The 13,087-nt window shown below is 70.2% G+C and carries 14 protein-coding genes; 13 read left to right on the forward strand and 1 reads right to left on the reverse strand.

The genetic code is table 11. From position 1 onward, the window contains the following. Position 1: 1 nt before the first annotated feature. The 8 genes from MOM01_RS15090 (at position 2) to MOM01_RS15125 (ending at position 7,000) form a co-directional block, all read left to right on the forward strand. Entirely contained in the window at positions 2-157 is a 156-nt protein-coding gene (locus tag MOM01_RS15090; RefSeq protein WP_241386233.1) for a hypothetical protein, read from the forward strand. Between the two features lies 1 nt (position 158). Next, positions 159-1,316, forward strand: coding sequence for an MFS transporter (locus MOM01_RS15095; RefSeq protein ID WP_241386234.1), 1,158 nt, complete (start codon positions 159-161; stop codon positions 1,314-1,316). A gap of 10 nt (positions 1,317-1,326) precedes the next feature. Next, the gene (hisH, locus tag MOM01_RS15100) at positions 1,327-1,962 is read left to right on the forward strand and encodes an imidazole glycerol phosphate synthase subunit HisH (RefSeq protein ID WP_241386235.1); all 636 of its coding nucleotides are present in this window, start codon (positions 1,327-1,329) and stop codon (positions 1,960-1,962) included. Beyond that, the gene (locus MOM01_RS15105; protein ID WP_241386236.1) at positions 1,959-2,213 is read left to right on the forward strand and encodes a hypothetical protein; all 255 of its coding nucleotides are present in this window, start codon (positions 1,959-1,961) and stop codon (positions 2,211-2,213) included. The genes hisH and MOM01_RS15105 overlap by 4 nt, the downstream gene beginning before the upstream one ends. Before the next feature lie 122 nt (positions 2,214-2,335). Next, positions 2,336-3,415, forward strand: a complete 1,080-nt coding sequence (locus MOM01_RS23350) for an isopenicillin N synthase family dioxygenase (protein ID WP_241386237.1) — start codon at positions 2,336-2,338, stop codon at positions 3,413-3,415. Positions 3,416-3,505: 90 nt separating this feature from the next. Next, positions 3,506-4,582 (forward strand): ABC transporter substrate-binding protein, encoded by a 1,077-nt coding sequence (locus MOM01_RS15115; protein WP_241386365.1) that lies wholly within the window; start codon positions 3,506-3,508, stop codon positions 4,580-4,582. Next, positions 4,579-6,210 carry an ABC transporter permease gene (locus MOM01_RS15120; RefSeq protein ID WP_241386238.1) on the forward strand — a complete coding sequence of 544 codons (1,632 nt, stop codon included), beginning with the start codon at positions 4,579-4,581 and terminating at the stop codon, positions 6,208-6,210. Before MOM01_RS15115 ends, MOM01_RS15120 begins: the two co-directional genes overlap by 4 nt. Position 6,211: 1 nt before the next feature. Then, a complete protein-coding gene (locus MOM01_RS15125; protein ID WP_241386239.1) occupies positions 6,212-7,000 on the forward strand; it encodes an ABC transporter ATP-binding protein in 789 nt (262 codons plus the stop codon). Between the two features lies 1 nt (position 7,001). Here the strand turns inward: MOM01_RS15125 and MOM01_RS15130 are convergent, their stop codons facing one another. Continuing rightward, positions 7,002-7,988 (reverse strand): helix-turn-helix transcriptional regulator, encoded by a 987-nt coding sequence (locus tag MOM01_RS15130; protein WP_241386240.1) that lies wholly within the window; start codon positions 7,986-7,988, stop codon positions 7,002-7,004. A gap of 62 nt (positions 7,989-8,050) precedes the next feature. Here MOM01_RS15130 and MOM01_RS15135 point away from each other — a divergent pair, with 62 nt between their 5' ends. The 5 genes from MOM01_RS15135 to hisI are packed head-to-tail and all read left to right on the forward strand — an operon-like array spanning position 8,051 to position 13,075. After that, complete coding sequence (locus MOM01_RS15135) at positions 8,051-10,360, forward strand: ATP-binding cassette domain-containing protein (RefSeq protein ID WP_241386241.1); 2,310 nt, start codon at positions 8,051-8,053, stop codon at positions 10,358-10,360. A gap of 5 nt (positions 10,361-10,365) precedes the next feature. Continuing rightward, complete coding sequence (gene priA / locus MOM01_RS15140) at positions 10,366-11,100, forward strand: bifunctional 1-(5-phosphoribosyl)-5-((5-phosphoribosylamino)methylideneamino)imidazole-4-carboxamide isomerase/phosphoribosylanthranilate isomerase PriA (protein ID WP_241386242.1); 735 nt, start codon at positions 10,366-10,368, stop codon at positions 11,098-11,100. 3 nt (positions 11,101-11,103) lie between these two features. After that, positions 11,104-11,946 carry an inositol monophosphatase family protein gene (locus MOM01_RS15145; protein ID WP_241386243.1) on the forward strand — a complete coding sequence of 281 codons (843 nt, stop codon included), beginning with the start codon at positions 11,104-11,106 and terminating at the stop codon, positions 11,944-11,946. Continuing rightward, positions 11,943-12,716: an imidazole glycerol phosphate synthase subunit HisF gene (hisF, locus tag MOM01_RS15150; protein WP_241386244.1), complete on the forward strand. Its 774-nt coding sequence runs from the start codon at positions 11,943-11,945 to the stop codon at positions 12,714-12,716. Before MOM01_RS15145 ends, hisF begins: the two co-directional genes overlap by 4 nt. Then, complete coding sequence (hisI, locus tag MOM01_RS15155; RefSeq protein WP_241386245.1) at positions 12,713-13,075, forward strand: phosphoribosyl-AMP cyclohydrolase; 363 nt, start codon at positions 12,713-12,715, stop codon at positions 13,073-13,075. Before hisF ends, hisI begins: the two co-directional genes overlap by 4 nt. Positions 13,076-13,087: the final 12 nt, after the last annotated feature.

The raw sequence follows: 13,087 nt of genomic DNA on the forward strand, positions 1-13,087 counted from the left end.
CGTGGACGTCGTCATCACCTATCTGTGTTTCATCGTCGCCGGAATCGCAGCAGGCGGAACCTGGTCGATGTGGAAGGCGCGCAACACGCTGTTCGCGGGCGTCCTGCTGGCACTGACCGTGCTCGCAGGCATCGCCGGCATCGTTCGGCTGCTCTGACGTGGGGGAACGGCAAGGACTGTTCGCTGTCCGCGGACTGATTCCCGCATGGTCGACATCCGCCGCGGCCTTCGGCGGTTTCTCGCTGTTGTTGCCGGTCGTGCCCTGGGCGATCGCCGAGGAGGGCGGCAGCGACACGCTCGCGGGGTCCGTCACGGCGGTGTTCATGTTCACCACCGTCCTCACCCAGCTCGCGATGCCGCGGCTGCTGCGGGCGTTCGGTCACCGCGCGACCCTCGTGACGGGATGCCTGTTCCTCGGCCCACCCTCGCTGTTGTTCCTCGCATCCATTGCTCCGGCGGCGGTGCTCGGAACCTCTGCGCTCCGGGGCATCGGCTTCGGCATGATCACCGTCGCCTCCGCGGCGCTGGTCGGTGAACTGGCCCCGTCCCGGCTGCTCGGGCGGGCCACCGGCATGCTGGGAATCGCGATCGCCGCATCGCAGACCGTCGGACTGCCCGCGGGCCTGGCGATCGCCGAGCGGTTCTCCACCACGCCGGTCTTCGTCCTCGGTGCTCTCGTCTCGTCCGCCGGGCTCTTCGCGGCGATCCGCCTTCCACGACTGTCGGCCAAGCAGGCACGGAGCGGGCCGAAGGTGCCACCGCTCGTGATGCTGTTCCCGCTGGCGGCGGTCGGTGCCGGTGCGATCGCCTACGGCGGGCTCACCTCGCTGCTGAGTATCGCGGTCGCCGATCTGCCGGTGGCGGCCGCCCTGGCCGTGCTGAGTGCGTCCTCGCTGGTCGGCCGGTACGCGGCGGGATCGGTGGCCGACCGGATCGGTGCCGGCAAGATGTTGCCGGTCGGTCTCGGATCTGCCGCGCTGGCCATGGTTCCCTTCGCGCTCGTCGCCGACGGCAGAGGGGGAGCGGCCCTCCTGATCGGTGCCGCGCTGTGCTTCGGTCTCGGTTTCGGTGTCGTGCAGAACGAGGCACTGCTCGTGGCCTTCCGCCGAGCCGGGGCAGGGAACGCCGGATCGGCGAGTGCCGCCTGGAACATCGGCTTCGACGCCGGTACCGGTGCCGGCTCCTTCGCCCTCGGCGCCGTGGCTGCGGCCTCCGGATATCCGACGGCCTTCGCCGTCGCCGCCGTCCTGGTGCCGACCCTGCCGCTGCTCGCCCGACTGGCCGGCCCGTCGGAACGTCCACGTCCCACCGCATAGAATCGAGATCATGAGCGCAACCACGGTCGCCGTCCTGGACTACGGCTCGGGCAATCTGCATTCCGCGACCCGGGCGATCGCCCGTACCGGCGTCCACGTGGAGGTCACTGCGGATCCGAAGATCGCGCTCGCCGCCGACGGGCTCGTCGTGCCCGGGGTCGGCGCGTTCGACGCGTGCATGAAGGGCCTGCGCGGTGTCGGCGGCGAGAAGATCATCGGAACGCGGCTGGCCGGTGGCCGGCCCGTGCTCGGTATCTGCGTGGGCATGCAGATCCTGTTCGAACGTGGCGTCGAGCACGGCATCGAGACCGAGGGCTGCGGGGAGTGGCCGGGCACGGTCGAGCGTCTGGACGCGCCGGTGCTGCCGCACATGGGCTGGAACACCGTCGAAGCCGCCGCCGATTCGGTCCTGTTCGCCGGGATGGACGCCGACACCCGCTTCTACTTCGTCCACACCTATGCCGCCCGCACGTGGGAGCTCGACGATCCGGAGCGGCTCGCACCGCCGAAGGTGACCTGGGCCGAGCACGGCAGCCGGTTCGTCGCTGCCGTCGAGAACGGTCCGCTCTCGGCCACCCAGTTCCACCCGGAGAAGTCCGGCGACGCCGGCGCACAGCTGCTGCAGAACTGGGTCAACTCGTTGTGACAGCCCCGCGGCGCGGCCGGCCGAGCAAGGAGTTCTCCTTCGGCCGTCACGCGCTGATGTCCGTCGGCGCCGCGACCGTCGTGCTGCTCGTCACCGCGATCGTCGTGGTGGCGGTCCGGCCGACGCCGGTCGTCGGGCTCGTCATCGCACTCGTCGGCATCGTGGCGGCGGTCGTGGCCATGGGCGTGGTGTCGACGCGATCGGCCCGCCGCGCCTTCGGTCCCGCCGAGGGCGACCGTCCCGGAACCTGACGCGCCGAACCGAGCTCGCCCCGCGTGTGCCGTAACGCAGCCGGTACGGAATCGGACAAACCGGTTACCTGTAGTTAATCTACGCAACAATATTCGTCATCGACGTGCCCAACGATGAACGAGTGACGAAAGCCAGCCCCACCTCCGCATCCGTCGTCGACTCCCCGGTCCTCCTCGACGGATACATCCCCCGGATCGACCTGTCGCAAGCCCTCACAGGAGACCCCGAGGCTCGCGCCGCCGTCGGCCGTGCCCTCGACAAGGCTTGCCGCACCTCGGGGTTCTTCGTGCTCTCCGGTCACGGGATCGACCGTGGCCTCATCGATCGGGTCCTCGATGCCACCCGTCGCTTCTTCCATGTGCCCCTCGAGCAGCGCCGTCACCTCGCCGCACCTCCCGGCGACGTGACCCTGCGCGGCCTGCGCCTGTTCCACGAGGGCCGCGTCAGCACGAAGGGACGCGACGGTGCCAGCGCCGACGGTCTCGCGACCGGCCTCGACTCGCCGCCGGACCTGTGCGAGCTGTTCACCATGAACCGAGCGGGGGAGCCCGGCGTGGCCGACACCGCCGAACTCGCCGAAGGCGCCGAGGTGTGGACGCGACCCAACCGCTGGCCCGACCTCGCCGGCCTCGAGGACTTCCGCCCGGCCTGGCTCGAGTACTACGGCGAACTCGAACACCTCGCCCTCGAGGTCATGCGCTTCTTCGCGCTCGGCCTCGAACTCGACGAGCACTACTTCGACGGACTGTTCGACAACCACCTCACCAACCTGTGCGCCAACTACTACCCGCCCCTCACCACGCCCCCGGTGGAAGGGCAGTTCCGCAAGTTTCCGCACACCGACTCCGGCACCCTCACGATCCTGTACCAGGACGAGGAGGGCGGCCTGCAGGTCGTCGACCGGTCCACCGGCGAGTGGGTGGACGTGCCGTTCATCGAGAACTCGTTCGTCGTGAACATCGGTGACCTCATGGCGATCTGGACCAACAACCGCTGGGTCTCCACCCACCACCGGATCCTGCCCCCGCCGCCGGAGAAGTGGGACCGCGAACGCATCTCGATGCCGTTCTTCCACACCCCCAACTGGTCCGCGGTCATCGAGTGCCTGCCCTCGTGCACCGACGCCGTCACCCCACCCGCCCACGAACCGGTGCACTCCGGTGAGTATCTCGAGTACAAGGTCGTCGGTCTCACCGCCTGAGATGTCCCCGCCCCACCCCCGCCCCACCCCCGTCCCACCGCCGGTCGCCCCGCCCGGCGGTTCTCCCCAGGAGTCCATCCCGTGACGACCATGCCCCGACGTGCGTTCCTTGCCCGCTCCCTCGGCGGACTGATTCTGCTCGGCGCCGGATCCACGCTGCTCACCGCCTGCTCCGGCGGCGGCAGCAGCGCCGCCGGCAGCGCGGGATCCGTCGCGTTCCGGCTGTCCTACACCCACTCGGTGTCCTTCGCCGGCACCTACCTCGCGATAACCGACGGCTTCTACGCCGCTCAGGGCATCGAGCGGGTGGAGCTGATCGAAGGCGGCCCGACCGCGACACCCACACCCCTCGACGTCGGGGTCGGCAAGGCACTGCTCGGTGTCGCCTCGACACCGGACCAGGTCGCCACCGCCCGGCTCAACGGGGGAGCGGCGGTGAAGATCGTCGGCGCGCTGTACCAGAAGAACCCGTACGCCGTGACGTCCCTGGCGAGCGCACCGATCCGGACTCCGCAGGATCTCGTCGGCCGCACCATCGGCGTGCAGGCCGTCAACGAGACCGTGTGGACGGCCTTCCTCGAAGGAGCCGGCATCGATCCGGCATCGGTGACCACCGTGCCCGTCCAGTTCGATCCCTCGCCGCTGACCCAGGGGGAGGTCGACGGGTGGTTCTCCTTCGTCACCAACGAGCCTGTCACGCTCGCCGCCGCCGGCTACGACGTCGAGACGCTGCTCCTCGCCGACAACGGCTACCCGCTCGTCGCACAGGTGTACGTCGCCGACGAATCGACCCTGTCGGGAGAGCGGCGTGCCGACCTCGTCAAGTGCCTCACCGCCGAGATCGAAGGATGGATCGCGGCGATCACCGACCCCGAACGTGCCGCATCGATCACCGTCGACTCCTACGCCCCCGATCTCGGCCTCGACCTCGCCGTCCAGACAGACATCGCCCGCATCCAGAACGGCCTGATCGTCGCCGGCGACACCCGCAGCTCCGGCCTGATGACCGTCACCGACGATCTCGTCGCCCAGAACCTCGCGACCCTCGCCGCTTCCGGCCTCGACATCTCCGCCGACGACCTGTTCGACCTGTCGGTGCTGGCCGAGGTCTACGACGCGCGACCCGACCTCGCGACGGCGCTCGCCGACGTCGCGATCGACGGATGAACACCGTCGCCGCCGGTCCGGTGACACCGGCGCGTCTCCCGAGCGCGCCACCCGTCCGGCGAGCTATCCGCTTCCGGCCGGACCGCCGGCTCGTGTCCGGCGCACTCGGCTTCGCGGGACTGCTGCTCGTGTGGACCCTGCTCGCCGTGGCCCGTCCGGCCCTGATCCCGACCCCGGCCGCCGTGCTCGGCTCCGTCGTCGACCACGGTGATCTCATCGCGGCGAACACCCTGTCGACCACACGCGTCGCCGCGCTCGGCTGGCTCGCCGGCAACGCGATCGCGGTGGCGCTCGGGGTGTTCGTGCTCCTCGTGCCGCGACTCGAGGCGTCCGTCCTGAGGCTGGCCGCCGTCGTGTCGTTCCTGCCCGCTCTCGCGATCGGGCCGGTGCTGTACGTCCTCCTCGACGGCGACACCCCGAAGATTGTGATCTCCGCACTCGGGGTCGTCCTCACCACCGTCGTGGGCACGGTCGTCGGTCTGCGCGCGGTGAGCCCGACGGTGCTCGACGTCGTGCGCGCGACCGGCGGCGGGCTCGGCGCCGAACTGCGTTTCGCCCGCATCCGCGCCGGCCTGCCGAGCCTGCTCGCAGGCCTGCGCATCGCCGGCCCCGCGGCCGTTCTGGGCGCGATCATCGGCGAATATCTCGGCGGCTCCGAAGGTCTCGGCCCCGCCATGATGACCGCCCAGCAGCAGCTGAACGTGCCGCTGACGTGGGCGCTGGCGCTCGCCGCGACCGCCGTGGCCGGCATCGCCTACGCCGTTCCGGCATCGGTGAACCGGTGGACCTCACCGTGGGCCGCCACCGTGTCCACCGCCTCGGTCACCTTCGGCCCGGCCGCCCGGACCGTGCCCGGATGGCGACGCCTCCTCGGAGTGGTCGGGGGACTCGCCGCCGCCGTGACGGTGACCTTCGCGGTGTGGTGGGCGGCCGTCGAGCTGCTGCAACCGAGTCCGATGGTGGCCAAGACACCCGCGGACGTCGCCGAGTTCCTCGTCACCGGCGACCGCGCCGCGGAACACCGTGCCGTGGTGTTCGACGCGCTCGGGCAGACCCTCTCGTTCGCGGCGGTCGGATACCTCGCCGGCACCGCCGCGGCATTGCTGCTGGTCGCGGTGCTGGTGCGCTTCCCGGCCCTCGAATACGTGGCGATGCCCCCGGCGATCGTGCTGCAGTCGGTGCCCCTCGGAGTCTTCACCCCGATCTTCATGATCGTCTTCGGGCGAGGGCTGTTCACGGCCGCGGCGATCTGCGGCGCGGTCACCTTCTTCCCGACGCTCGTCATGACGCTGGCCGCTGTGCGGGCGGTGCCGAGCAGCGTCACCGACGTGTTCGCCGCGAGCGGCGCGAGCGCGACCCGCACCTTCCTGTGCGCCCAGGTCCCCGCCGCGTTGCCCGCGCTGCTCGCCGCCGCGCGGATCGCGGTTCCGGCCGCGGTCGTCGGTGCCCTGCTCGTCGAATGGCTCGCCACCGGAACCGGTCTCGGTTACCTGATGCTGCGCTCGACCACCACCTTCGCCTACGACCAGCTGTGGGCGGCGGTCGTGGTGTGCACCCTGACGATGATCGCCGCCTACACGATCGTGACCGCCCTGGAGTCCTGGGTGTTGGCACGGATGGGAGATTGACATGCAGAGCACCCCGGGCATCTCCGTCTCGGCGGTCCACAAGTTCTTCGACGGCCGTACCGGTCCCGTCGAGGCCCTCACCGACATCTCGTTCGACGCCCCGCCCGGTTCGTTCACCGCGGTCGTCGGGCCGTCCGGCTGCGGCAAGTCCACTCTGCTGCGCATGCTCGCCGGCCTCGACGCCCCCACCGCCGGGAGCGTGAGGGTCGCAGGGGAGGACCCCGACGTCGTGCGCCGCCGTCACGGTGTCGGTATCGCCTTCCAGGACCCGGCCCTGTTGCCGTGGCGGTCGGTCGCCGCGAACGTCGCGTTGCCCCTCGCGGCGGCCGGCCGCTCGGACCCCGAGCTCGTCACCGAACTCGTCCGGCTCGTCGAGCTCGGTGACTTCGCCGACGCGCGTCCCGCCCACCTCTCGGGCGGTATGCGTCAGCGCGCCTCCATCGCCCGGGCATTGGTGTCCGAACCGGACATCCTGCTGCTCGACGAGCCGTTCGGTGCGCTCGACGACATGACCCGGCAGAACCTCAACGGGTTGCTGCAGGAGATCTGGACCCGCCGCGCGACGACGACGCTGCTCATCACGCACTCGATCGAGGAGGCCGTCTTCCTCGCCGACCGGGTGTTGCTGATGTCGGCGCGGCCGGGCCGCATCCGCGCGGACTTCGAGATCGACCTGCCACGCCCGCGCCTGCCGGAGATCAAGCGCACCCCGCAATTCCATCGCCTGTGCGACGAGATCTCGGACGCGTTGTTCTCGTCCGACGATCTTCTCGTACCGGCCGTGCCCTGATTCACCTCGCGCCGTCCTCGGAGAGGACGACGGTGTTCTCCGCTGCGTCGCGCAGACGGTCGGCGAACACCGCGCAGGCTCGGACGACCTCCGGGTCCGCGAGCATCCGGACATCGGCGTCGAGGGTGGCGAGCACCAGGACGAGCCACTGCCACGACTCCACCGCGAGGTGCACCTCGGTCCGGTCGTCACCCGCCGGGCGGATCTCGGCGTCCTGGTACTTCAGCGCGTCGGCCACCCGGGCGGCCGGGGCCGCCACGTTCAGGTGCACCGGTGTCCGGCCCTGCCGGAGTCCCCGGCGCAGGTATTCCGTGGCGGACCCGGCGGGAAGCGAGCGGGGCGTGAAACGCCGGCCGGTGCGGAGCAGGTCCCGCACGCGGTCGAGACGGAAGACCCGCCAGTCCTCGCGGTCGGCGTCCCATCCGAGGAGATACCACCGCAACAGGTGGTGGACCTGCCGGTACGGCTCGACCCGGCGAGAGGTCGGCGAGCCCTGCGCGTCGACGTAGTCGAAGGTGAGCGTGTCGCACCGCGCGATCGCCTCCGCCACGGTGCCGAGCAGCTCTGCCGACACGCTGGGAGCCTGCAGCGCACTCGTCTCCACCGCACTGCGGACGGCCGCGACCCGCGGGCGCAGCCGCGCAGGCAGGAACTGGTCGAGCTTGCCGTAGGCGCGGGTCGCGGCGTCGTCCAGTCCTCCTTCGGCTGGTCCGGCCGCGGCGAGAGTGCCGAGCCCCAGCAGCACCGCGACGGCCTCGTCGTCGTCGAGCACCAGCGGCGGCATCGAGCGTCCCGATCCGAGACGGTAGAAACCACCGGGCCCGGAACGGGTTTCGACGGGATATCCGTAGCCGCGCAGACGGTCGACGTCGCGCCGGAGCGTCCGGCGACTCACCTGCAGCCGCCGGGCCAGCTCGTCCCCGCCGATCGCGCGTCCGGTCTGCAGGATCGACAACAACGCGAGCATCCGCTCGGTGACGTCCGCCATGCCGCCATCCTCCCACCGGTTGCGGTCAGGATCCGGCCGCAACCGGTCGTAGCGTCGCACTCATGACCACCACCGTCACGACAACCGAGGCGACGGTGCGAGGCCGCGCCATCACGATCCGCCGCGCCCGCACCCACAATCTGGCCGACATCGATCTGACCGTCCCGCGCAACCGGCTCGTGGTGATCGTCGGGGTGTCCGGCTCCGGCAAGTCGTCGCTGGTCTTCGACACGATCGCAGCGGAGGCCGGCTACCAGCTCAACGAGACGTACCCGCCGTTCACGCGCAACCGCCTGCCGAAATGGACACGACCCGACGTCGACCACATCGACGGTCTGACGCCGGTGATCGTCGTCGACCAACGCCGGCTCGGCGGCAACGCCCGCTCGACGGTCGGCACCATCACCGATACCTGGACCTATCTGCGGCTGCTGTACTCCCGGGTGGGCACGCCCGTTCTCGGGGAGTCGAACCGCTTCTCGTTCAACGACCCCACGGGAATGTGCCCGGCCTGCTCCGGGCTCGGCGAGATCGTCGTCAGCGCTGTCGAGAGGTTCCTCGATCTCGACAGGTCCCTCGCCGAGGGCGCGATCCTGGTGCCCGGATTCGGCAACGGCGGGTACTGGTACTCCCAGTACGCCGACATCGGCTCCTTCGACGCGGACACCCCCCTGCGCGAGTGGAGCCCCGCCGAACGGAAGGCGCTGCTCTACGGCGGCGAGGCCGCGGCGGCGCTGAGCCACAGACCGCCCGAGGGCTACGAGGGCGTCGTCGAGAGGTTCGAGCGCATCCACCTGCATACCTCCGACAACCTCTCCGAACGCAAACAGGAGGTCATCCGGCGCTTCACCCGCGCCGAGACGTGCCCGGACTGCGGCGGGGAACGGCTGAACGCGGCCGCGCGGGCGGTCACCCTTCGCGGCCGCACGATCGGGGAGCTGTCCCGCCTCGAGATCACCGAATTGCTCGAGGTCGTGCGCACGATCGACGACGAGCGCGCCGCGCCGGTGGTGTCCGCGCTGGTGGGCCGGCTCGAGGCGATGGTGACGATCGGCCTCGGCTATCTCGCGCTCGCCCGGCCGACCACCACACTGTCGGGCGGCGAGTCGCAACGGATCAAGATGGTCCGGCACCTCGGATCGAGCCTGACGGAGATGACCTACGTCGTCGACGAGCCGACGGTCGGTCTGCATCCCGCCGACGTGGAGTCGATGATCGGGCTTCTCGAACGGCTCCGCGACAGCGGCAACACCGTGCTCGTCGTCGAACACGATCCGGCCGTGATGGCCCGCGCCGACCAGGTGATCGAGATCGGTCCCGGTGCAGGTTCGTCGGGTGGCCGTCCGGTCTTCCAGGGCACCTTCGACCGGTTGCGGAAGGCCGACACCCCCACGGGCCGATCGCTGCGGCGCGACGTCGACCCCGGTCGCCGCGCCCGTGAGGCGACCGGTCGTCTCACGATCGCCGATGCGTGCCGCAACAACCTCCGGAACGTCACGGTGCGGATCCCCACCGGCGTCCTCACGGTGTTCACCGGCGTGGCAGGATCGGGAAAGTCCAGTCTTGCAGCCGAACTCGTCGACCAGCACGACGCCACGGTGATCGACCAGCGGCCGGTGAGCGCCAACCGCCGCTCCACCCCGATCACCTACACCGGCATCGCACCCGCCCTGCGGCGGATGTTCGCCGAACACAACGGTGTGCCGGCTAGCCTGTTCAGCGCGAACTCGGCGGGTGCGTGCCCGGCGTGCAGGGGAGCCGGCGTCGTGCACATCGACCTCGCGTTCATGGACGGCCACGAGGTCGTCTGCGGCACCTGCCACGGCCGTCGCTTCACGGCGGAGGTCCTCGGCTACACGGTGAACGGGTTGTCGATTGCGGACGTCGACGACCTCACGGTCGGCCGGGCCCTCGAGAAGCTGGCGCATCCGGACATCGTGCGGGTGCTGGGCACACTCGCCGGCGTCGGTCTGGACCATCTGCGTCTCGGCCGGTCGCTCGACACGCTCTCGGGGGGTGAATCCCAGCGGGTGAAGATCGCGAGGGAACTCGGACGGGCGGACGGACCGGCCCTGTACGTGCTCGACGAGCCGACCACAGGGCTGCACGCGAACGACATCAGGGTGCTGCTGCGGGTGCTCGACGATCTCGTCGAACGCGGGCACACGGTCGTCGTCATCGAGCATCACACCGATGTGATCCGGCACGCCGACCACATCGTCGACCTGGGTCCCGGTCCCGGGCGACGGGGCGGCACCGTGCTCTACGAGGGGAGCGTCGACGGCTACAGAGGTCACGACACCGCGACCTCCCGCGCTCTCGACGCCATCCCCCCGCGTTTGGCGTCGTCACCGGGCCAGGCATTAATGTAGGCGCAGTGAGCCTGGTCCTTTTGCCTGCAGTCGATGTCGCCAACGGTGAAGCAGTTCGCCTCGTTCAGGGAGAGGCGGGCAGCGAGACCGGTTACGGCTCGCCCCGCGACGCCGCCCTCGAATGGCAGAACGCCGGAGCCGAATGGGTCCACCTGGTCGACCTCGACGCGGCGTTCGGACGTGGCGACAATCGTGATCTCCTCGCCGGTGTCATCGGCGAACTCGACGTGAAGGTCGAACTGTCGGGCGGGATCCGCGACGACGCGACCCTGGCCGCGGCCCTCGCGACCGGTTGCGCCCGCGTGAATCTCGGCACCGCGGCCATCGAGAACCCCGAGTGGTGCTCGCGCGTCATCGGCGAACACGGCGACCGGATCGCCGTGGGTCTCGACGTGAAACTCCTCGACGGCCAGTGGCGGCTGCGTGGTCGCGGCTGGGTTTCCGACGGCGGCGATCTGTGGGAGGTGCTCGAGCGTCTCGAACGCGACGGCTGCTCGCGGTACGTCGTCACCGACGTCACCAAGGACGGCACCCTCACCGGCCCGAATCTCGACCTGCTCCGGGAGGTGTGCGCTGCGACCGACGCGCCGGTCGTCGCATCCGGAGGCGTCTCGACGATCGACGACCTGCGTGCCATCGCGACGCTCGTCGACGAGGGCGTGGAAGGGGCGATCATCGGCAAGGCGCTGTATGCCGGGCGATTCACGCTGACCGAGGCGCTCGACGCCGTCTCCCGCTGACCCATGGCCGATCCCGCAGACCTGACCAGACTGCTCGCCGTCGCGAGTGGTGTTCTCGACGAGGTCTCGGATCGTTTCGTCGCCGGCCACGGAGCGCCACGGTCCGTCGACAAGGGGCCGAACGACTTCGCGACCGACCTCGACCTCGAACTCGAACGGCGCATCTCCGGTGCTCTGACCGAGCGCACCGGCATCGCGGTGCACGGCGAGGAGTTCGGCGGCCCGTCCGCGGACGAAGGCACCGTCTGGTTGCTCGACCCGATCGACGGGACGATCAACTACTCCGCCGGATTGCCGATGGCCGGTATCCTGCTCGCGCTCGTCGAGAACGGTGAACCCGTCCTCGGGCTGACCTGGCTGCCGTTGACGAATCAGCGCTTCGCCGGGATCGCTGCCGGACCCCTGCTCGTCGACGGTGAACCCGCCGAGCCGCTGCGGCCCGCCCGGCTCGAGGACGTGATGATCGCTGTGGGCAGCTTCGACATCGACAGCCGCGGCCGCGTCCCCGGCACCCGGCGTCTGGCCGTGATCACCGAGCTGAGCCGGCGGGTCGCGCGCCTGCGGATGCACGGTTCGACGGGTGCCGACCTCGCATACACCGCGGCAGGTGCGATCGGCGGTGCCGTGGTGTTCGGCCACCATCCCTGGGACAATGCGGCGGGTGTGGCGCTCGTGCGGGCTGCCGGGGGAATCGCCACCGATTTCGGGGGTGAGCCGTGGCGGATCGGTTCCGGATCGGTGGTCGCTGCGGCCCCGGGAGTGCACCGCGAGATACTGGAGATCGTGCAATCGGCGACAGAGCAGTCCGTCGCCGAACAGTTGGGTTCCGAAGGAGATCGAACATGACACTGGCCGTGCGGGTCATCCCGTGCCTCGACGTCGACGCGGGGCGGGTGGTCAAGGGTGTCAACTTCGAGAACCTGCGTGATGCGGGTGATCCGGTCGAACTCGCCGCCCTCTACAACGAGCAGGGCGCCGACGAACTGACCTTCCTCGACGTGACGGCCTCGAGCGGTGACCGCGGCACGATGCTCGACGTCGTGACCCGCACCGCCGAGCAGGTCTTCATCCCGCTCACGGTCGGGGGCGGCGTGCGCACGGTCGAGGACGTGGATCGGTTGCTGCGTGCCGGCGCCGACAAGGTCTCGGTCAACACCGCCGCCATCGCCCGGCCCGACGTGCTGCGCGAGATGTCCGAGCGGTTCGGATCGCAGTGCATCGTGCTGTCCGTCGATGCGCGCACCGTTCCCGCCGGTCAGGAACCGACCGCGAGCGGCTGGGAGGTCACCACCCACGGAGGTCGCCGCGGCACCGGGATCGACGCGGTCGAGTGGGCTCGTCGTGGCGAGGAGCTCGGGGTGGGGGAGATCCTGCTCAATTCCATGGATGCGGACGGCACCAAGGCCGGTTTCGATCTGAAGATGATCGCCGCGGTCCGTGAGGCCGTGCACGTGCCCGTGATCGCCTCCGGTGGCGCCGGGGCCGTCGAACACTTCGCTCCTGCCGTGCAGGCGGGTGCGGATGCCGTCCTCGCGGCCAGCGTGTTCCATTTCCGTGAACTGACGATTCCGCAGGTCAAGGACGCGATGCGCGCGGAAGGAATCACGGTCCGATGAGCGCGCTTCTCGATCCGGCGATCGCCGAACGTCTCGAGCGCAACGACGACGGCCTGTTCGCGGCCGTCGTGCAGGAGCGGTCCACCGGTGCGGTCCTCATGATGGCGTGGATGGACGACGAGGCGCTCGCCCGCACTCTCGCGACCCGCAAGGCCACCTACTACTCCCGGTCGCGGCAGCAGTACTGGGTCAAGGGGGAGACCTCCGGGCACACGCAGTACGTGCACGAGGTGCGTCTCGACTGCGACGGCGACACGGTCCTGCTGGTGGTCGATCAGGTGGGTGCGGCATGCCACACCGGCACGCACACCTGCTTCGACACCGACGTCCTGCTCGCCGCGCAGCCGAGCGCCGAGTAGTCGCGGCGGGCT

Origin of the sequence: Rhodococcus sp. CH91 (assembly GCF_022554085.1) — a bacterium.
In the GTDB taxonomy this organism is placed as follows: Bacteria; Actinomycetota; Actinomycetes; order Mycobacteriales; family Mycobacteriaceae; genus Rhodococcus.

What these genes read in the sequence shown, in the direction of transcription:
- hisH (WP_241386235.1), top strand. Translation starts at nt 1,327, where the DNA reads ATGAGCGCAACCACGGTCGCCGTCCTGGACTACGGCTCGGGCAATCTG.
- MOM01_RS15115 (WP_241386365.1), top strand. Translation starts at nt 3,506, where the DNA reads ATGCCCCGACGTGCGTTCCTTGCCCGCTCCCTCGGCGGACTGATTCTG.
- MOM01_RS15120 (WP_241386238.1), top strand. Translation starts at nt 4,579, where the DNA reads ATGAACACCGTCGCCGCCGGTCCGGTGACACCGGCGCGTCTCCCGAGC.
- MOM01_RS15125 (WP_241386239.1), top strand. Translation starts at nt 6,212, where the DNA reads ATGCAGAGCACCCCGGGCATCTCCGTCTCGGCGGTCCACAAGTTCTTC.
- MOM01_RS15130 (WP_241386240.1), bottom strand. Translation starts at nt 7,988, where the DNA reads ATGGCGGACGTCACCGAGCGGATGCTCGCGTTGTTGTCGATCCTGCAG.
- MOM01_RS15135 (WP_241386241.1), top strand. Translation starts at nt 8,051, where the DNA reads ATGACCACCACCGTCACGACAACCGAGGCGACGGTGCGAGGCCGCGCC.
- MOM01_RS15145 (WP_241386243.1), top strand. Translation starts at nt 11,104, where the DNA reads ATGGCCGATCCCGCAGACCTGACCAGACTGCTCGCCGTCGCGAGTGGT.
- hisF (WP_241386244.1), top strand. Translation starts at nt 11,943, where the DNA reads ATGACACTGGCCGTGCGGGTCATCCCGTGCCTCGACGTCGACGCGGGG.
- hisI (WP_241386245.1), top strand. Translation starts at nt 12,713, where the DNA reads ATGAGCGCGCTTCTCGATCCGGCGATCGCCGAACGTCTCGAGCGCAAC.